At 41.2% G+C, this 18,342-nt stretch carries 20 protein-coding genes, 1 pseudogene and 1 riboswitch; of the genes and pseudogenes, 10 read left to right on the top strand and 11 right to left on the bottom strand.

Annotation, left to right across the window (positions count from 1 at the left end; all coding sequences use genetic code 11):
• Window positions 1–20: 20 nt before the first annotated feature.
• Window positions 21–134: riboswitch (SAM riboswitch) on the bottom strand.
• A 328-nt stretch (window positions 135–462) separates the two neighbouring features.
• A complete protein-coding gene (gene fumC / locus ACWF5P_RS07030; protein ID WP_452444743.1) occupies window positions 463–1,845 on the top strand; it encodes a class II fumarate hydratase in 1,383 nt (460 codons plus the stop codon).
• 105 nt (window positions 1,846–1,950) lie between these two features.
• On the top strand, window positions 1,951–2,193 hold the full coding sequence (locus tag ACWF5P_RS07025) for a hypothetical protein (RefSeq protein ID WP_076367341.1): 243 nt from the start codon (window positions 1,951–1,953) through the stop codon (window positions 2,191–2,193).
• Window positions 2,194–2,240: 47 nt separating this feature from the next.
• Here the strand turns inward: ACWF5P_RS07025 and ACWF5P_RS07020 are convergent, their stop codons facing one another.
• Together ACWF5P_RS07020 and ACWF5P_RS07015 are read right to left on the bottom strand one after the other, a co-directional pair.
• Complete coding sequence (locus ACWF5P_RS07020; protein WP_101224212.1) at window positions 2,241–3,386, bottom strand: ABC transporter ATP-binding protein; 1,146 nt, start codon at window positions 3,384–3,386, stop codon at window positions 2,241–2,243.
• Between the two features lie 124 nt (window positions 3,387–3,510).
• Window positions 3,511–4,395 (bottom strand): helix-turn-helix domain-containing protein, encoded by an 885-nt coding sequence (locus ACWF5P_RS07015; RefSeq protein ID WP_434168814.1) that lies wholly within the window; start codon window positions 4,393–4,395, stop codon window positions 3,511–3,513.
• A 180-nt stretch (window positions 4,396–4,575) separates the two neighbouring features.
• Here ACWF5P_RS07015 and ACWF5P_RS07010 point away from each other — a divergent pair, with 180 nt between their 5' ends.
• Entirely contained in the window at window positions 4,576–5,613 is a 1,038-nt protein-coding gene (locus ACWF5P_RS07010; RefSeq protein WP_434168815.1) for an NAD-dependent epimerase/dehydratase family protein, read from the top strand.
• Between the two features lie 79 nt (window positions 5,614–5,692).
• Here the strand turns inward: ACWF5P_RS07010 and ACWF5P_RS07005 are convergent, their stop codons facing one another.
• Together ACWF5P_RS07005 and ACWF5P_RS07000 are read right to left on the bottom strand one after the other, a co-directional pair.
• Window positions 5,693–6,799 carry an iron-containing alcohol dehydrogenase family protein gene (locus tag ACWF5P_RS07005; protein WP_452444742.1) on the bottom strand — a complete coding sequence of 369 codons (1,107 nt, stop codon included), beginning with the start codon at window positions 6,797–6,799 and terminating at the stop codon, window positions 5,693–5,695.
• A gap of 54 nt (window positions 6,800–6,853) precedes the next feature.
• Window positions 6,854–7,093, bottom strand: a complete 240-nt coding sequence (locus ACWF5P_RS07000; protein WP_434168817.1) for a hypothetical protein — start codon at window positions 7,091–7,093, stop codon at window positions 6,854–6,856.
• A gap of 136 nt (window positions 7,094–7,229) precedes the next feature.
• On the opposite strand from ACWF5P_RS07000, the gene ACWF5P_RS06995 reads away from it, so the two are divergent.
• Window positions 7,230–8,054 (top strand): MBL fold metallo-hydrolase, encoded by an 825-nt coding sequence (locus ACWF5P_RS06995; protein WP_452444741.1) that lies wholly within the window; start codon window positions 7,230–7,232, stop codon window positions 8,052–8,054.
• A 56-nt stretch (window positions 8,055–8,110) separates the two neighbouring features.
• Here ACWF5P_RS06995 and ACWF5P_RS06990 read toward each other — a convergent pair whose 3' ends face one another.
• From ACWF5P_RS06990 to ACWF5P_RS06965, 6 genes are all read right to left on the bottom strand, one after another.
• A complete protein-coding gene (locus ACWF5P_RS06990; protein WP_053534060.1) occupies window positions 8,111–8,299 on the bottom strand; it encodes a hypothetical protein in 189 nt (62 codons plus the stop codon).
• A gap of 85 nt (window positions 8,300–8,384) precedes the next feature.
• A complete protein-coding gene (locus tag ACWF5P_RS06985; RefSeq protein WP_101224207.1) occupies window positions 8,385–8,588 on the bottom strand; it encodes a YheE family protein in 204 nt (67 codons plus the stop codon).
• A gap of 63 nt (window positions 8,589–8,651) precedes the next feature.
• Window positions 8,652–9,848 carry a YheC/YheD family endospore coat-associated protein gene (locus ACWF5P_RS06980; protein ID WP_452444740.1) on the bottom strand — a complete coding sequence of 399 codons (1,197 nt, stop codon included), beginning with the start codon at window positions 9,846–9,848 and terminating at the stop codon, window positions 8,652–8,654.
• A complete protein-coding gene (locus ACWF5P_RS06975; protein WP_101224205.1) occupies window positions 9,845–11,212 on the bottom strand; it encodes a YheC/YheD family endospore coat-associated protein in 1,368 nt (455 codons plus the stop codon). The genes ACWF5P_RS06980 and ACWF5P_RS06975 overlap by 4 nt, the downstream gene beginning before the upstream one ends.
• A 2-nt stretch (window positions 11,213–11,214) precedes the next feature.
• Entirely contained in the window at window positions 11,215–12,285 is a 1,071-nt protein-coding gene (locus ACWF5P_RS06970; RefSeq protein ID WP_452444739.1) for a YheC/YheD family endospore coat-associated protein, read from the bottom strand.
• A 16-nt stretch (window positions 12,286–12,301) separates the two neighbouring features.
• Window positions 12,302–13,663: a YheC/YheD family endospore coat-associated protein gene (locus tag ACWF5P_RS06965; RefSeq protein ID WP_452444738.1), complete on the bottom strand. Its 1,362-nt coding sequence runs from the start codon at window positions 13,661–13,663 to the stop codon at window positions 12,302–12,304.
• Window positions 13,664–14,090: 427 nt separating this feature from the next.
• Between ACWF5P_RS06965 and ACWF5P_RS06960 the strand changes: the two genes are divergently transcribed.
• The 4 genes from ACWF5P_RS06960 (at window position 14,091) to ACWF5P_RS06945 (ending at window position 16,227) form a co-directional block, all read left to right on the top strand.
• Entirely contained in the window at window positions 14,091–14,261 is a 171-nt protein-coding gene (locus tag ACWF5P_RS06960) for a hypothetical protein (RefSeq protein ID WP_452444737.1), read from the top strand.
• 213 nt (window positions 14,262–14,474) lie between these two features.
• Window positions 14,475–14,831 carry a YlbF family regulator gene (locus ACWF5P_RS06955; RefSeq protein WP_101224200.1) on the top strand — a complete coding sequence of 119 codons (357 nt, stop codon included), beginning with the start codon at window positions 14,475–14,477 and terminating at the stop codon, window positions 14,829–14,831.
• A gap of 147 nt (window positions 14,832–14,978) precedes the next feature.
• Window positions 14,979–15,845, top strand: a complete 867-nt coding sequence (locus ACWF5P_RS06950) for a Cof-type HAD-IIB family hydrolase (RefSeq protein ID WP_101224440.1) — start codon at window positions 14,979–14,981, stop codon at window positions 15,843–15,845.
• 115 nt (window positions 15,846–15,960) lie between these two features.
• Complete coding sequence (locus ACWF5P_RS06945) at window positions 15,961–16,227, top strand: transcriptional regulator SplA domain-containing protein (protein ID WP_241663197.1); 267 nt, start codon at window positions 15,961–15,963, stop codon at window positions 16,225–16,227.
• 280 nt (window positions 16,228–16,507) lie between these two features.
• Here ACWF5P_RS06945 and ACWF5P_RS06940 read toward each other — a convergent pair whose 3' ends face one another.
• Entirely contained in the window at window positions 16,508–16,957 is a 450-nt protein-coding gene (locus ACWF5P_RS06940; protein ID WP_260356888.1) for a DinB family protein, read from the bottom strand.
• Window positions 16,958–17,344: 387 nt separating this feature from the next.
• Here ACWF5P_RS06940 and ACWF5P_RS06935 point away from each other — a divergent pair, with 387 nt between their 5' ends.
• Window positions 17,345–17,740 carry a hypothetical protein gene (locus ACWF5P_RS06935; RefSeq protein WP_452444736.1) on the top strand — a complete coding sequence of 132 codons (396 nt, stop codon included), beginning with the start codon at window positions 17,345–17,347 and terminating at the stop codon, window positions 17,738–17,740.
• Between the two features lie 126 nt (window positions 17,741–17,866).
• Window positions 17,867–18,337, top strand: a pseudogene (locus tag ACWF5P_RS06930) (HIT family protein).
• Window positions 18,338–18,342 lie beyond the last annotated feature (5 nt).

Genomic DNA, 18,342 nt, shown 5'->3' with positions numbered 1-18,342 from the left:
TAAGTAGGGACGAGTCATTCTTCTTATCTTCCAAGTTCACAAACTTGTGGAATTAGCACCTTTTCATTGGTTTGAAACAAATGAAGGTTGCTGAGGTGTCATCGGGCCATTCCCTCTACCTCTCTCGATAAGAGTTTAGATTATTCAATTTCTTTTGAATTTACTATATATACAAAATACTGTCAAGGACATTTTGGGAGTGATAATGCTTTGATGTTCATGACCAGGTCAATTGGAGCCTAGCGGTGTCTACACTTTATGTGTCTAAAAAGAATAATTGAATTTTCATATAAACATGAATGGAACTTGGATTTTTCAGAAAACATGGAAAGGGTCAGCGGGATATTTTTGCTTTAAAATAATAAAGTTTGTACAATGTATGGAGAGAAAGAATAATCCGACATTATTCATTTCATATGCAAAAGGTCTTCAATGAATAGTGCAAACATAGGAGGAGAACACATGGAATACAGAATCGAACGAGATACGATGGGTGAAGTGAAAGTTCCTGCTGATAAATATTGGGGAGCACAAACTGAGAGAAGCCGTAACAATTTCAAAATAGGTAACGAAAAAATGCCGATTGAATTAGTTCGTGCATTTGCATACGTTAAACAAGCTGCGGCAAAGGTGAACTATGATCTTGGTGATCTTTCCAAAGTTAAAAAGAATGCCATCGTCAAGATTTGCGGGGAAATCCTTGAAGGTACGCTTGATGAACATTTCCCGCTTGTAGTTTGGCAAACGGGAAGCGGCACGCAAAGTAATATGAACGTGAACGAAGTGGTCGCTAACAAAGGGAATGAGTGGTTAAAAGAAAATGGTGAATCTGAAACCCTTCACCCGAATGATGATGTTAACAAGGCGCAAAGCTCAAATGATACTTTCCCGACCGCCATGCATATTGCAGCCTTTATGGAAGTCGCTGAAAAATTGGTCCCTGCCATCAAAGCCCTTCGTGATACATTCGATACAAAAGAAAAAGAATTTTGGGATGTCGTGAAAATTGGCCGGACACATCTTCAAGATGCTACTCCATTAACATTAGGACAAGAAATTTCCGGTTGGAAAGCGATGCTCGATAAGGATCTAGCGATGATTGAAGAAAGCAGCCAAAAATTATTGAACCTTGCTCTAGGCGGAACGGCTGTAGGAACCGGAATCAATACAAAAAAAGAATTCCCTGGACTCTCTGCCAAACAAATTGCAGCAGATACAGGATACCCTTTTGTCACATCTGATAATAAGTTCCATGCATTGACTAGCCATAACGAAATCGTCTACGCACACGGTGCTTTGAAAGCATTGGCGGCGGATTTAATGAAAATTGCGAACGATGTCAGATGGCTTGCAAGTGGACCAAGAAGCGGAATCGGCGAAATAGCCATTCCGGAAAACGAACCGGGCAGCTCCATCATGCCAGGTAAAGTCAATCCAACACAAAGTGAAGCGCTTACCATGATTGCAACACAAATCGTTGGTAACGATGCTACAATTGGCTTTGCAGCAAGTCAAGGTAACTTTGAATTGAATGTATTCAAACCAGTCATCATCTATAACTTCCTGCAGACGGTCAAATTATTGACGGAAGGCATTCATTCATTCAACGACAATTGTGCGGTAGGCATCACTGCAAATGAAGATAAAATCAAAGAAAATGTAGAACGTTCCCTTATGTTGGTGACAGCATTGAACCCGCATATCGGTTATGAAAAAGCAGCCAAGATCGCCAAAACGGCATTCAAGGACAACTCTACGTTAAAAGAAGCGGCGTTGAAATTGGAGTTCCTGACGGAAGATGAATTCAAAGCATGGGTCGATCCTGCTAACATGGTTAATAAATAATTAGTAGTGCCCTCCCTCTGGTATTAGGGAGGGTGTTTCCATGTGTTAAAATAATGGAATCTACAAATACTGAAATCATAAGTATCGGGAACAGGAGGAAAAACAATGTCTATATGCCCGCTTTGCAACGGTCTGAGAAAAATTCATGTGAAATGCCCGGAATGCGGCAGTGATCTTGAGGATAAAGGGAAATTCATGGACTACGCGGATGATTACAGTGCTTATATGGATATCGACATACTTAAAGAAAACGACGGATACCCTCAATCCCTTCAAAAAGGCCAATGCCCGCATCTCATGAAATGCCCGGAATGCGGACATGATGAAGTGGTATTGGTCCAGGAATGAATTTAAATAAACGTAAAAAGACCCATTATGAATGGGTCTTTTTACGTTTAATTGGCAGATAACTTCATGCTTTCCTGCATCTGTTCATCTTCTTCAACTAAAATGCGATGTTCAGTCCCTTTATCAAAAAAGTGTGCTTTATTCATGTCGAGGGCAAGATCGATCTTTTCCCCTGCCTGAATAATATTCTTGGCATCGACCCGTGCAACGAAGTCCTGCCCCTCTAATGTGGAGTAGAGCATAATCTCCGCGCCCATGAGTTCGGCTACATCAATTTGGGTCGTGAATGTAGTGTTAGGGGACTTCGTGAAGTAAGCTCCTTCATTATGGAAATCCTCCGGACGGATTCCAAGGATAACATCTTTTCCGGCATATCCTTGATCACGCAGCATTTTCATTTTCAATTCAGGTATTTCAAGCGTTTGTTCGCCTATTTTAATTGTGCCTTCTTTTAATGTTCCGGTAAAGAAGTTCATGGCAGGCGATCCGATAAAGCCGCCGACGAAAACATTTATTGGTTTCTCATAAACGTCCTTTGGAGCACCAACCTGTTGGATGATACCATCTTTCATTACAACAAGGCGTGTCGCCATGGTCATTGCCTCTGTTTGGTCATGCGTGACATATATCGTTGTAGTGTCGAGCCGTTTATGCAATTTAGCGATTTCGGCACGCATTTGAACCCGCAGCTTTGCGTCGAGATTGGATAATGGCTCATCCATCAAGAAAACTTTTGCGTCCCTTACAATTGCACGGCCGAGAGCCACACGCTGGCGCTGACCACCTGAAAGCGCTTTAGGTTTCCTGTTTAGCAGCTCTTCAAGTCCGAGAATCCTTGCCGCTTCATTGACCCTTTGCTTGATTTCCGCTTTTGGCGTTTTCCTGAGCTTTAATCCGAATGCCATATTGTCAAATACGGTCATATGAGGATATAAGGCATAGTTCTGGAAAACCATCGCAATATCACGATCTTTAGGAGGGACATCATTGACTCGCTTGCCGTCTATGTATAAATCCCCTTGGGAAATGTCCTCCAGTCCGGCAATCATCCTTAATGTCGTTGATTTGCCGCAACCGGAAGGTCCCACAAAAACGATGAATTCCTTATCGGCAACACGAAGGTTGAAGTCTTTAACAGCCGTCACCTTTTTATCATAAATCTTGAATATATGATCTAACACTAACTCTGCCATGTAAAATCCCCCTTTTAAACTCCTGATTACTTGTACCAATTAGCTATAGTCTAAGCTATCGGTTTAGAAAAAAGTATGGGCACATTGCACAAAAAAGGATGATATTACCTCTTTGTAATGGAAATTAATCATTCAGAAGAAAAATCAAGTACGCAGTAAGGGCATGACGGAAGTTTCTAATATCGAGACCAGTTCTTTCAGAGAATTTATCGATTCGGTATTGTAAGCTGTTCCGATGTATATAAAGCTGTTTGGCGGCATAGGTGGCATTGGAATTACATTCAATATACGTTTTAACTGTTTTGATAAGCTCAGTATCCTGCTTGGTCTTGCCAAGAATTTGATTGATATACCACTTTGCATTCTTAAAGGATGGATCATTTATTAATGAATGAGGGATGATATCTGCCAAATCAGTCACCTTTAGATCCGGCAGATGCACCTGTGCCAAATCAAAACACCTTTTCTCCTGGGCCCAGTGATGGTGAAGGTCTTGATTTACAGGATGAAAGCGCCCCGTGAACATACGGGTCTTTACATAAAAATCACTCTCAAGCGTGGAAGAAATGGCGATTAGTTCTTTATTTGATAATGGTTCATCCTTGTCCGTTTCAATTAAGACTCCTGCCGTTTCATTTTCCCAGATAATAGCTGCGTCAGATGGAACGAAAGCGAGGAAGGCCTCTTCAAAATCGGAGTTGGAAAAATCAGCATGAGTCAGTTTGAAATGAAGGAATCGAACATTCTCCCAGCTCGTTAAAGGCAACGGTGCATTCGGTTCGGATAAAAAATTTTTCCATGATGAGTCTGGATGTGCATTGAGGTTCTTTGGGTTTATGGAAGGAGCAAAAAGCAGTTCCAATAAACGGATTTCCTCGGCTGTGATTTCTGAACGGGGAATGCCAAGTATACTTCTGGATTCTTCGAACCAAACATAATCAGAAATATCATCAGTATCCTTTTTATTGGTAAGAGCGTTCGGGAATTTTTGTTTAAGATTTTCAAGCATCGGTTCCACCTTCTTTCTCTCTTTCCATTTCATTATAGCGAAAAAGAATAAAGTTCAAAAGATTAGGATATTGCCAGTTTTTCCGAAAGGGAAAATCAAAGAAAAGTTGCAAGTATTATTAATGTTAGGAAAGGGTATTGCGTATGCTTTATGGAATATCGTTAAAGAGGAGGAGATCTTATGAACATTTTACTATTGGGCGGTACACGGTTTTTAGGCCGGTATTTAGCAAAAGCTGCGATAGGGAAAGGGCATGATGTCACACTTTTTAATCGTGGAAGCGATCCTTATGTCTTTCCCGAAATAGAACAGTTAAAAGGGGACCGCGACGGGGACCTGGAAATGTTGAAAGGGAGACAGTGGGATGCAGTCATTGACACATCAGGATTTATCCCGCGAACTGTATCGAAATCCTGCAGATTGCTTAATCAAGTTAAACACTATACATATATTTCAAGCATCTCAGTTTACAGTGATCCGACCGAGCCAGGAATTGATGAAAATGGAGAAGTTCATACACTAAATGAAGATAAAGCAGAGGAGATCACCCACGGAACTGCTGGACCGATATACGGTGAATATTATGGACCGTTAAAATCATTAAGCGAAAAAGCAGCTGAAAAAGAACTGCCGGGGAAAGTCCTGTCAATTCGTGCCGGGCAAATAGTGGGTCCATATGACTACACTGACCGATTGCCGTACTGGCTTAAAAGGATAGCGGATGGGGGAGAAATTTTAGCTCCTGGACGCCCCGGACGTCCAATCCAAGTTATCGATGCAAGGGACTTGGCCCAATGGATCATACAAATGATAGAAAAAAGCATGACAGGTACGTATAATGCCGTTGGCCCAGATTACACACTGACTATGGAGCAATTACTTGAAGGCTGCAAAAAGGTAACAAGAAGTAATGCTGATTTTACATGGGTATCTGAAAAATTTTTAAAGGACAATAAAGTAGAGCCGTGGGGAGAAATGCCTTTATGGATACCAGAAGAATTCCCTTTACCTGGAGGAAAGGAACCTTTGAATGGGTTTTTGGCTATCGATAACGATAAAGCCATCAATAATGGACTAACATTCCGTCCCCTATCAGAAACTCTCGAAGATATATGGAATTGGGAAAAGAGCCGTCCGGAATCTGCCGATAGAAAAGCAGGCATTCACAGACAACATGAAAGTGATCTCCTTGGATTATGGAAACAGACAGTAGGTTGAAACATTCTTTTATTATTATTTTTAAATAAACAATGTGAAGGAAATTAAAAAAACGATGGGGTAAAGACCCCATCGTTTTTTAGTTCATGGAGCTGCTTGCATGGTTTGTGAGGATTTCAAGGTTTTCCATGGCCGCTGCCACTTTTTCCTTGTTGATATTAGGGAAAAGGAGATGGATGTCTTCACCTTCTTTGACAGAGTGGGCTGCAATCTGTTGAAGTTCGGCCTTATGTTCAATCGTCAGGCCAATATCAAGCAATGTCATCGGCAGTTTAAGCACCTGGTAGATTGGCAGCAATTGTTTGATTTCCGAGAATTTCCCTTCTAGCACAAGCTGGACTAAAATGCCATATGCCACTTTTTCCCCGTGAAGTAAATGATTCGCTTGCGTGATGGAAGTCATGCCATTATGAATGGAGTGGGCTCCGCCAACCCGCAGGTACTGGTCGCCAAAGCCGCCAACTAGACCGCTGGTGATGATGTTCGTTTCAATGACACGCTGCAGCGCGTCTGACCATTTACCCTTTTCCAAATCAGCTAGGGCTTCCTCGCCATATGTCAATAAAACTTCCTGACATTGCCTTGCGGCTATATGGGCCAATTCAATACAAACGGACTTCGTGGCAAGCTGTTCGGCCAGTGCATTGCCCTCGTACCATTTCGCCAATGTATTGCCGATTCCAGCACGTAAATAGTTAATGGGTGAATTAAGAAGAATTCCTGGTTCAATAAATAACATCCAAGCGCTTTTTTCATGAATATCATAGCGGACATATGAACCATTATCATCATAAATGACACTCAACGGTGTCCAGGCAGCGCAGGTGGAAGCCAGGGTCGGAATGAGGATGATTTCCTTTTGAAGCAAGTTACCGGCCGATTTGGCGAGGTCGAGCAGCTTACCTCCGCCAATGCCGATCAATGCATCCGCACCGTGTTCATGAGCGGAGTTCTTGACGCGTTCAATTTCCGCATCACTGCATTCCCCGCCGTATGTGAAAAAGATCGTCTCAATATTTTCTAAGGAAGGAAAAAAGGGTTCAGCAACTTCCCATGATTTTCTCCCATGAATAACGAGCACTTTACGAATGTTTCCTTTACTCAGTTTTGCTTCCAGTGTTTCAAGGACATTAGCTTTACAGGCATAATAAGCGGGGCCGCTGCGGACCTCCAGTAAGGTATTCATATTCGTTCTCCTTAATGAAAGGCCTGTACCCGGTAAAGGGGAAGCAGGCCTCGATTATTTGATCAATTCATCCAGTCTGGATTTCCGAAGTTTGTCATCGATCACTTTTTCAAACTGGTCGGATTCCACTACCGATATAATATCCTTGGGAATTTGAGCGTCTACATCTTGTGTCTTGTGGTCCATTTTCGCTGCAAGAGCGAAGTTGCCAAGGAGCGCCGATAGGTCAACACTGCCTCGCAATTGAGCGTATTTCAATGGTTTGAGTTGGATGTAGGCCGGGATATTATACAATAATCCAGCATTTACATCCAGGTTAATTATACCAACATTTCCTTGTCAAAAAGGTAAAGTGGTACTACATTTATTATAGTAAAGTTAAAAAAAGGAAGATAAAACTATTTTTGTACAATGATGGGGAGGCGATTGAATGATAGAAATTAAAACGATAAATGATGTGGTTTGTGTGCATGCGACTCCTGGCGGGAACAAGTCGGGGATGAGTGTTAATGTTTTTTTAACGGATGGACTATTGATAGATACTGGCGCACAGATTTTACTGGAAGAGCTTATTCCGTTCTATGAGTCCGCAGACTTCGACTCAGTGGCCCTGACTCACTATCATGAAGACCATACGGGGGGCGCTGCATGGATACAGGAACATAAAAAGGTGCCGCTTTTCATTCACCCGATGTCGGTTGAGGTTTGTGCAAAGGATGCTGTATATCCTGAATATCGCAAAATTTTCTGGGGGAAGAGAGACGCCTTTAAAGCTGAGCCGCTAGGGGAGGTCATTCATTCACGCACCCAAACGTGGGAGCCGATTTTTACCCCCGGCCATGCGAAGGACCATATGGTGTATTTGAATAACAGTAATGGCGTGCTCTTTTCAGGAGACCTTTTCGTAACACCAAAGACAAAGCTTGTCTTACGGGAAGAGTCTGTCCCGGTCATCATTGATTCAATAAAAAGATTACTTCAATTTGACTTCGGGGAAGTGTTTTGCTGCCATGCTGGGCATGTCCCTGATGGAAAGGAAATGTTCAGGAAAAAGTTGGATTATTTGGAAAACCTCCAAGGTGAAATTTTACGTCTGTATTCTGAAGGGCTGACCGTTCATGAAATCCAGCAGGTCGTTTTACCGAATCGCTATCCCCTTATCGAGATATCTGGGCATGAATGGGATTCAGAGCATATCATTACATCGATATTAAACGAAAATATTTTGAGTGCCAGGGAGAATCGAACAATTTGAATGTTAACGGTCTGACTGATATAAAGGAGAGCTCTCCATAAGAGAGCCCACATAATTCATTTATTGATATTGGGATCTGTTTCATCATAAAAATCATGTGCTTCTTCGATGTTCTGAAGGTTAGCGACTTCATACACATTTCCGCCCGCCATTCCTTCATTGATGATACGGTCGATATCAAGGTAAACGGAGTCCTTGCCATCATATTCGGTATCCTTCAAAAATGTCATTTTTTCTTTATCCAAAATAAATCCCTCCTAGCCTTTTCTTTAGTTTAGGCAAAGGAGTTTTTTTTATTCTGTTTAGGGATTTCATGAATGTAAAGGCGGTTCATTCATATACATGGAAGATCATTAAATCATGTATCATGCTTTTAAGTTTGGCTTCATCTGTTTCGGAAGGCGGATTGGCTGTCCACTCGATGGATCCATCTTTATGATACAAGGCTTGGACTGCCTGCTTGTTGAAATAAAAGGAAATTTTCCATCCTGGCAGATTCTTATGCAGTGGTGTCCATTGAAAATGAGTAATCATATGTATTACCTCCATATATACAGTTTCTCATTTAAGTATAATGGAAAACGGCAGCTGGAGGTGCTATTTAATTGTCAGTCTGGGAAAAGTTAATTCAATAAAAAGATTTTTTAAATGCAAAAGCCTGTTTGTTTCAATTTCCTCCTCATCGAATTGCATGGGCTTTGAGTTCACCTCATATATGAAGAGCGATCCTGATTCGTCTTCCCCTATATCCATGGAAAACTCTCCGAGAAATCCGATTTTTTTTGAAAGTATCTCACCGCTTTTTTGGGCGATTTTCGCTAATTTTCGATTCAGGCTTCTTGATTGCAGGTCTTGATAAGGAAAGATCTTACCCCCTTGGGGAGTGTGGGTGGTGATTTCCTGAGTTTGTGACATCCTTACCGCTTTGCCGGTCACTTTATAAAAACCTTTTTCATAATGGACCAGAATCCGGTAATCATAACGGTGTCCAAAAAGTTTTTTTGGTATGATCGCCTGTTGAGCAAGGTAGCTCCTTTTTAATAAATCCCTTTTTTTTGTTTCCCAGAATGACGCGAAATCCGGGAAGGACTCACTATGCTTTAAGCTATTGAACAATAGTGTATCATCATCATTTCTGATGATGGTATAAATGCCTTTACCTTGGCTTCCTTTGCAGGGTTTAAGGTATATATGCCTGTAGGTCTCCAGGAAAGCATCAAGGCAGCCGCTGTTTCGCAAGACCATGGTGGGCGGAAGGTGATTGGTGAGGGATCCTTCTTCCATCAATGCTTCGAACATCACATATTTATCTATGAAACAGGGGTTGAAAAGATTCATGCGAGATTCTTTAAAATATCCGATGAGCTGTTGGAATTCTCCTGACGCCTCATAGCTCCTAGAGGGGATTCGGTTATAGACGATGTCAGGGAAGGGCACTTTACATTCGATCCACTTGTTTGAAATGGAGGAAAAAACATACCCTCTCATCGATTCGGAATGAAGGGCCTTTTCTGTGAATACATACGCCAATATTCCATGTTTCAATAAATATAGTGATAGGTCCCGAAAAAGGGTCAGGTTTCCACCCAAACCTGATTCCTTTTTGGGATTGGAAACAGTCAGTATGCCGACGGCAAGCATCCGGTTACCTGGAAATATGGTGATAGGAAATAGGGGTTGATTCGTATGATCCTTATTATAGCTGATTACCTCTTCGGCAGAGCCTGCGAAAAGTTCCGCATTTTCTTGATTGTGGTACCAATTTTCAGTGGGGATATCGTAAAAAATGTTCATCGCGGCACACTGATTGATTTCGTAATCGTCTGTTCCGTAAGATAAATGGCGTAATCAAGGCTAAGCTTTCTGGTCAGCAATTCGAAATCCTTGAGTTTTGGATGGGAGAAGATGGAACGTCCCGGTTTGGAATTGGCTTCAAACATCCAAACCTGCCCTTTTTTATCCAATCCAAAATCAAATCCTATTTCTGCAACGATGCCGTCCAAGTTCTTTTCTATACTGTCACTTAAAATCAGTGCGGCTTCCGATAGCTTTCGTTCGACTTCTTTGGCCTCACCGTCATCTCCAAACAGTTCGGCAACCGTTTTAATCACACCCCCGCTTTTAATATGGGTCGTGACGCTGCCGGCACCGGCGATTTTTGCGGCGATCGCGGTTACCTGCCATTTTCCATTACTGTCCTTGTTCGTATGGACCCGGAAATCCACTGGACGTTTTTCAGATCGAATTAATGGGATGCCCTGCTGCACGATAAGATTCTCAAGCGGCCGGTCGTGAAAAATATGTTTAACGATGGATTCCAGTGTGGAAAACTTTTGCAGTTTATTTTCTTTTGCTTCATTTGTATAGCGGCAATAGTAAACATTCTCATGCTTATCATAAAGAATTTGATGAATCCCTAGGCCGAGGCTGCCGTGAATGGGCTTTATATAAACTTGCCGGTAATGGGAAAGAAGGGTTTCCACCACGGACATGGATTGAAATGGATACGTTTCCGGCAAATATGGCAGTGCCCGCTCATCTGCGCATAACCTTTCATTTACCTCCCATTTATTGAAAAAACCAGGATTATACCATGGAATGGTATATTCTTTTTGAAATTTCTGCTTCACTTCTTTAGGTCCATCGCGGTTTTCCGTCAACCGATTTGGGAGCCGGTCATAGATGACATTAGGAAAAGGAAATTCATTAATGTGCCAGTCATCGTTATCAAACACATAACCTTTGATTGTCTCCTCATCCCAATTGATTACATTCTCCCCAAATACAAAGGGGATACAGCCTGTGGTCCTGCTAAGCGAAAGGAGCTTTGCGAAAAAATCCGATCTCTCGCCCAATGGTTTGTTTGAAATGCCGGTGAAGCCTGATGAAAAGATTCCGACCAGCGGTCCGATATGAATGCTCTTGCCGTATATGAATAAATGAAGGGGAATATCGGTATGATCGAATATTAGAGATTCCGCAAGGCTTTCCGAAAGGACGATTGATTGATTGACGGCCGGGTTTTGTTTGACGGTGGCAGGACATGAATGTCGTCCGAAATAAATTAATTCAATCTCTGCCAAATCTCCAAGCTCTGAAGGGTAGTAGAGAACATTGCCGGGGATAGCGGCAATTTCGGCAGGATAAGTCTTTCTCACTTCTATTCACCTGCTTTCTGAAGATGTTCGGCTAAATACTGGCTATATTGAAACGGTGCGCGATGAATATCTTTCATGGTCTCCGGCTGTAGTGCCTGAATGATTTTCCTTCCGGGCTTCGAGTTAATGTCCATTATCCATATTTGGCCTTTTTTATCGATGCCTATATCGATTCCCAACTCGAATAACCTTTCAAAGACAGCTTCGGCTTCTGCCGGCAGGGTGCGAAGGATATGCTGAATCTTTTGTTCGACGGCAATCGAAATCGTTTCCGGATTTCTTTTGATGAAATTATCCAATGAAATGGCTTCCCCGCCTGTGGCAAGATTTGAGGTGAGTCCGTCCTTTTGTCCCGTACGAATTCCGCGGCCACGTTCCATCCATTGATTCTTCTCGTTTTTTTGAAGTAAAATCCGTAAATCGAATGGCTCGTTATTTTGGTTGCAAAGCTCCAAATATGGCTGGCAGAGGTAACGGTATCGATTTAATAAATGCTGCAGCCATTTGTTAAGCTGAGATTTGGAGGGGAATTGGCGGTCATATTTGGTGCCCTTTTTCGTCATGGATACCAAGGTGCCGTCCTCGTTTTTTGAAAGCAGATAGATCCCTGTACCGCCTGCACCGAATTCAGGTTTGATGATGATTTTATCCAGGCGTTCCAAATGACCGGTAATATCTTCAGGTGTCGTCACTTGTACGGTCTCTGGAAAAAATGCCTGTAGGTGTGGATGGTTTTTTAGGATTTGATACACTTCCCACTTACCAGGAAGGCCAAGCCCCAAGAAATACGAGTTATCTTTTAACCAATCGATTTTGTGCCGCGTTTCCGTTGACTCCCGGACTAATCCGTGAAAACAGCGATCATAAACAAAATCAGGTATATCAAAAGATGCGGCGTTCCAAGTTTCATTCTCGTCATCAAAACGCTCGCCGCGGACTTTTTTCAGATCCATATCAATATTTTCCGGTGAGAATTTACAAACTTTCATATTAAATGATTTTGCGGTTTTGGCTATTTCGGTGAAGTAGTTGTTTTCATGTGTATCCGACGCGGCCATTAATCCTATTAACACGTGCTAGCAACTCCTTTTATGGATGGTTTTCGCGGTTAAGGGCAAGCATGAAATCTATGATGGATTTTACTGATGGACGAAAGGTTTCATAGTTGCCTTGAAATTTTTTCGAAGGCTTTGAATTCACTTCGATGATCCATGGATGGGTATCGGTATCCAGTGCTAAATCGATCCCTAGCTCCCCGAATGAATCTTCATGGTTTTCGACCAAGGCCTGGGCAGTGTTTTTAGCCAGCCGAACGAGCTTTTGATATATGCGGCTGGCATTCTGAAGGTCAAATGCTTCCTTTAGAAAATCCGGGCCATTTTTCATCAAGCCGCCTTGTGCAAGATTGGAAACGATAGTGCCAGGGTCCCCAATCCGGGCAACCATTGAAGAAACTTTCCATTCAAGCAGTTCGTTCCGGTGAAGAAGTATACGGAAATCAACTTTTCTCTGATCGGTTTCGAATAGGGAAATCCCTTTTTGAAGAATGAAGGATTGTTTTCTGGAAAACCTTTTTAAGGTTTCGTACAACTTTTCATCCGTATCAGCAAAATGCACATCCTGGAGATTTCCGGATTGCTCGATTTTCCATTTTCCAGCTACTTGCGTTAATCTGCATATATTCCTGCCTTGGCTGCCTGATGCGGGTTTAAAGTAGATTACCGAATGCTTTTCTATAAACCTCAAGAAAGATTCCATTTCGTTAAAAAGTATCGTCTCCGGCAAATTTGGCAACAGCTCATTTTCTAAGATTAGCAGTTCATGTACATCATGTTTGGAGAGGAACCTTCCATTGAACATCGGTATCGACCGTTCCTCCAGTTCAGTTTTAAACAGCTTGAAAGAATGCGATTCCTCAAGTTTGCGCGAATGTATCCGGTTATAAAACACATCAGGAATGGGGAGGTGCAAGGTTTGCCAGCCATCTTGCCCAGGCAGGTAGCTTTCCACAACTCCTTCTTGAAGAGACTGCAATTTTACTAAATAGAAGGGGATTCCTTGCTGATTACAATATGATTTCATTTCCTGATAAAATTTTTCCATCTCACCGAATGTCCCGTCTTGCAAGGCAGTCTGGTTCATGAGTGAAGCGAAGAACGGGCCTATTTTAATTGACCTTCCTTCCGCATTGTATGAGACCGAGATTGGATCGCAAAAACTGGGTAAGGATAAAGTTTGGTTCATATCATATGAAAGTTTCAATGTAGGCTGGGATGACGGGAATGGCTGGACAAGTACCGGGACCGAACGGCATCCAGCCATGATCGTTACGGGTTCTCCAAATTGAAGGCCCCATTCCTCAAATAGTTTTTCTTCGATAAACAGTAGCGCCTTCTTTCGCGTCTCTGCGGGATTTACCGTAATGAAAACTTTCTGATGGTTAAGGTTCATAATAATTCCCCGTTTGCACTAAGTTTAATATCCTTTAATAATTAAATGATGGGCAAATGTGGATAACACATTCTATGTTCTTTTAATTAGAAGGTGTCATCAAGCCTCTATTTAAAGCAATAAATGGAGAAATTTCATGGCGTTTTGGTTAAGGATACTGTATGGTCGTCTTAGGTGCTGTAATAGGTGGCTTCACTAAATTATTAGCTATCACAATGTGTTCAGACTTTATAAAGCAATCTATATTTTCGGGAAACAGCTGCCGTTGACACAGGGGTGATTCCGAAGCGGCAGGATGTGCCAAACAGTTAGGCAAATGGTGTTGATCATTTAATCACGCCAGAGAGTATTCAAAGTAAAGTCATCAGATGCCTCTATACAGAATATGAAAATTTTCGTGAAGGCAGAAGTAAAGAAAGCATTGTCCATGGAAAAAAGTACTGCTCAAATGCTTGATCAACTGGGAATGAAGAATTCTTCATTTACGTTAGAACAGAGATTACAAACATTCTTTCTTGGTAAATATGAAACATGGTCGGAAGAGAAACGATATATAACGAAAAAACGGCTGAAATGCTTCCTGTCACTTCGATCATGAATAAGCCGGTTCCATTTCCCGACTTGAGGAAATGATCGTTTCCATCACTAAGAAGAAATTGTCGATAATCATCTACCTTGGGGCTTTGCTTGGTGGAATACGGTTTATTTCAAGGTTTCGTAACTGTTTTAATAGGATGACGTGTAATTCGCAATCGGATTTGTTATAGTGGAAAAGGTGTAGGAATACAATGATTACCGGGAGGGGAAATAAATGAGTAACGTATATGATGCAGCGTATGAAATGGAAAAGGCAATTAGGGCAAGTAATGAATATGCCGATTTGCAACGCTTATATGATCTTGTCAATTCTGATGAAGCAACAAAAGGAATGTTTGAAAACTTCCGTAATTTGCAGATGACATTGCAGCAAAAGCAAATGATGGGACAGGAGATTGCACCGGAAGAGGTTGAGCAAGCACAAAAGACGGTGCAGCTTGTCCAACAAAACCCAACCATTTCACAATTGATGGAAGCTGAACAACGGATGAGCATGGTCATCGCAGACCTCAATAAAATTATCATGAAGCCGCTTGAAGATTTATATGGCTTACCTGAACAACAGCAATAAGCAGTTAAAGACTCCCTTCCATAATGGTTGGGGGTTTTTTTGTTTCCTGTAAGCACCGTTGCAAGGGTCGTGAACCACTATTTGTTCTATTCCCGAAATTTTAGTCATAAATTTGGAAAGAGGATACTACAGATGGGGGAGATCAGCATGGTATATCGACTACTTGCGGTCAATATCGACGGGACATTGCTCCAGTCGAATGGCCGTTTAAATAAATCGACTAAAGAAGCAATAGATTATGTTCACCAAAAAGGTGTCCATGTTGCACTTGTGACGTCAAGAAACTATCACTCAGCAAAAAAAGTGGCCAAAGCCCTAAAAATAAATCCGATGATCGTTGCTCAGCAAGGAGCCTTTGTCGGAGCTTCCATAGAAAAGCCGATAATGGTAAAAAGAATATCAGAAGAACTGACTGCAGAGCTCGTGCAAATGCTTGAAAAGACAACGTGCCAAATATTGCTCATTCATGAGAAATACTCGCTGGGCAATCGGGTGAACCTCCCGGAGAATTTGCTTGGTAAATCGGTAATGTATTTGAATGATCAAAATATTTATGCTCAAAATTATGTGGATGATATCAGTGAAGAGCTTATTGACCAGCCGATGGCCCCGACGAAGATGGACATTATATTTCCAGAAAAAAGTGCTCGAAATGATATGTTGAAATTGATAAAGGAAATGTTCCCTGAGGTTGATGCAATCTTGCATCCAGGACATAAGCTGACAATCGTTCCGAAGGGTGTTTCTAAATGGAGCGGTGTATTGTATTTAGCTGACCATTTAGAGGTGAAAAGAACGGAAATCGTCTCGATTGGAGATGGATTGGATGATATCGAGATGATTGCCGGTTCCGGTCTGGGAGTTGCCATGGGCAATGCGGATGAGGAAGTAAGGAAAGTGGCTAAATGGGTGACGCGCTCCAATGACCAAGATGGTGTTGCCTATATGTTGAGGGAATTCTTCCGGAAACAGCATCCAATCGATTTTTTACAAAAGATGAATATGCTTAAGTGAATGGCGGGGCTCCTTCATATAGAAGGGGCCCCATTCAGATAATTCCGCTTTTTAGGCCTGTCATATTTCATAAATAATTATAAGCTTCTTTCCATAAGCTAAAGGAAAATCAGTAATGGAAAGGAAGAATTCAATGGGTGTAATCAATGCAAAAGAAGTGCAAGTCGGTGACGAGGTGTTTGTGATTTATAATAATCCCCACGTTCCTACCGTTTCGAATATAAGGGCGGCGGAAATCGTTCAGCATCCCAAAGATCCAAATGCAGTTGCCTTGTTCCTGAACGATACATTTCATACGATTGAGGACGATGATGCTTTGTTCACTTCGGAAGCCGCAGCGGAAAAAGCATACAGTGATTATATGGATAACCAAATGACTTAAAGAGACATTCACTTTGCATGAACAGATGAAAGCCCTCGCTTATAGAGCGGGGGCTCTTTTTGATTATATTTACGAGTAAAGCACAAAATTCACGAGTATTTGCTGCAAACTCACGAGTAAACGCTCGGAATTCACGAGTAACCCCCCGAACTCACAAGTAGACGCACCCATACCCACATGTCAGAAGTCATTAGTGATTAAAACGGCATATTTAACTGTGAAAAATAAAAAAATGCCACTCCTATTTCAAGAAATACAGAGTGACAGTTATGGTCTAATCTCAGTTATTGGATTGGATTAAGAGTTTCATTGCGTGAATTTGTCCAATATGATTGGCTTCATGGAGCACTACAAAATTAATGAATTCCCCCACTGTTTCCATTCCGTTGAAAGGCTGTGGTGTTTTTTCAGTCAATCGTTCCTCTGGAATTTCAAGAAGTCGATCGAGTTGTTCATGCAGTTGTTGCTTTAATACTTCAACGGTAGGTACGTCCCCAGTCCAGTCCGCTGGTTTTGAACCATATCCGAATAGTTGGCCGTAATTCGCTGGTAATTCACTATTGGAGTCCAATAAAAATTTTTCGGCTGCAGTAAGGACATGGCCAAGGTGCCAATGGATTGTATTATTAAAACCTTCAGGCTGTACATCCATAAACTCTGGTTTGATTCCATCGATTTCTTTTAAAAGATTGCCGCGCATGACTGTTAGCTGATTTTTTACATAATTCATTTTACATTCCCCTTTCAATCTTGTTTTTTTCTAAACGCTATCCCATGAAATTATAGCAAGGATAATTCAATATTATCAAATTTTAGCTAAGCCTTTTCAATAGGGGAAGGCTTATCAATTTAAAAGGGTTCTTTATTGTCGGCTAATAATGGAATTAAATGCAATATAAGCAAGTATGTGCTTTTGATGAAATGGAAGGCTGCATCAACTATTTTCTCTATGGTTGAATGCAGGTCCAAGGGATACAAGGGGTCAAGAACTCTTAAGCCAAAAGCTTAAGTTTTTTTGGTTAATAAATCGACAAACATACCTATTACTCTTTTGCGTGGAGAAGTATAATGAAATATATTGGATAATTAATCCATTGGGTATGAGGAGATGACATTAATGAAAAGGAAACAGCTGCTTGTTGCACTTAGCCTATTATCAATAACGTTAGCTTCAGGCTGTACAACAAAGCAAGAACATATTTCCGTCCAAAAATATGAAGGTAAAAACTACAAATTCGAAGCATATAAAGAAAAGGTAGAAATGGCGAAAACAGAAAAAACAAAAGAAATAGTAAGAAATGCTGATTGGGAAGAATTCGTATTGGAGAAGGATCATCCTAAGGCGGACTTCATCTTTTATTTTAATGATGAAAAAAGCGAAGGTAAAATAGCTGTATATTATGTTTGGGTTAATACTGATGAAAATATTGTAGAATTGACGAAGGATGAACATAGCCAGTATGCACAGTTAAATAGAAAGGATTCTGAAACTATATTAAGACTTCTGCAATAATGAAAGGAGGAGAAAGGCAAGACCTGTACTTTCAAAAACCTCCAGACAAGCATTTTTTTATTGCATTTAGAATTCACATGTGACCGAATAGCCAGCTTTTTATGGGGTAATCTTTTGGAGGGGCTTATGAGGAAAATTACTTTATCTAATGGAAAAAATGGTGGAAGTTGAATGTTTGAGCTGTGCTTTGACAAGTGGGGAAGTAGAAGCTGAGGGTGGTGTAATAGTCGAATCTGAATATTTTCATGCTCACCAAGACGTTGCATACCCCAATTAGCATCTAAACGCCATATTAAGTGCTTTGATGAATTAAATGAGCGAGAAAAGGTCGATTACATAAACTTATTAACCAAGATTAGAAAAGCTCAAAGAAAAGTATTAGGGATAGAAAATGTTTATTATTTTTACAATGAGGATACTTCCCACCATTTTCATACTTGGATGGTTCCTAGATATGAATGGATGTACGAGTTTGGACGTTCGGTGGAATCAGTTAGACCGGTTTTGCTGCATGCAAGAGACAGCTTGAATGATGTTGAAAATTTAAAAACTGTAATGGAAGGAATCGAGGCATTAAAAAAAGAACTGAACCCTTAATCTCT

The organism is Peribacillus sp. NPDC055009, from assembly GCF_053608705.1.
The sequence above is the reverse complement of the archived record's forward strand: the minus strand, read 5'-3'. Positions and strand labels throughout refer to the sequence as shown.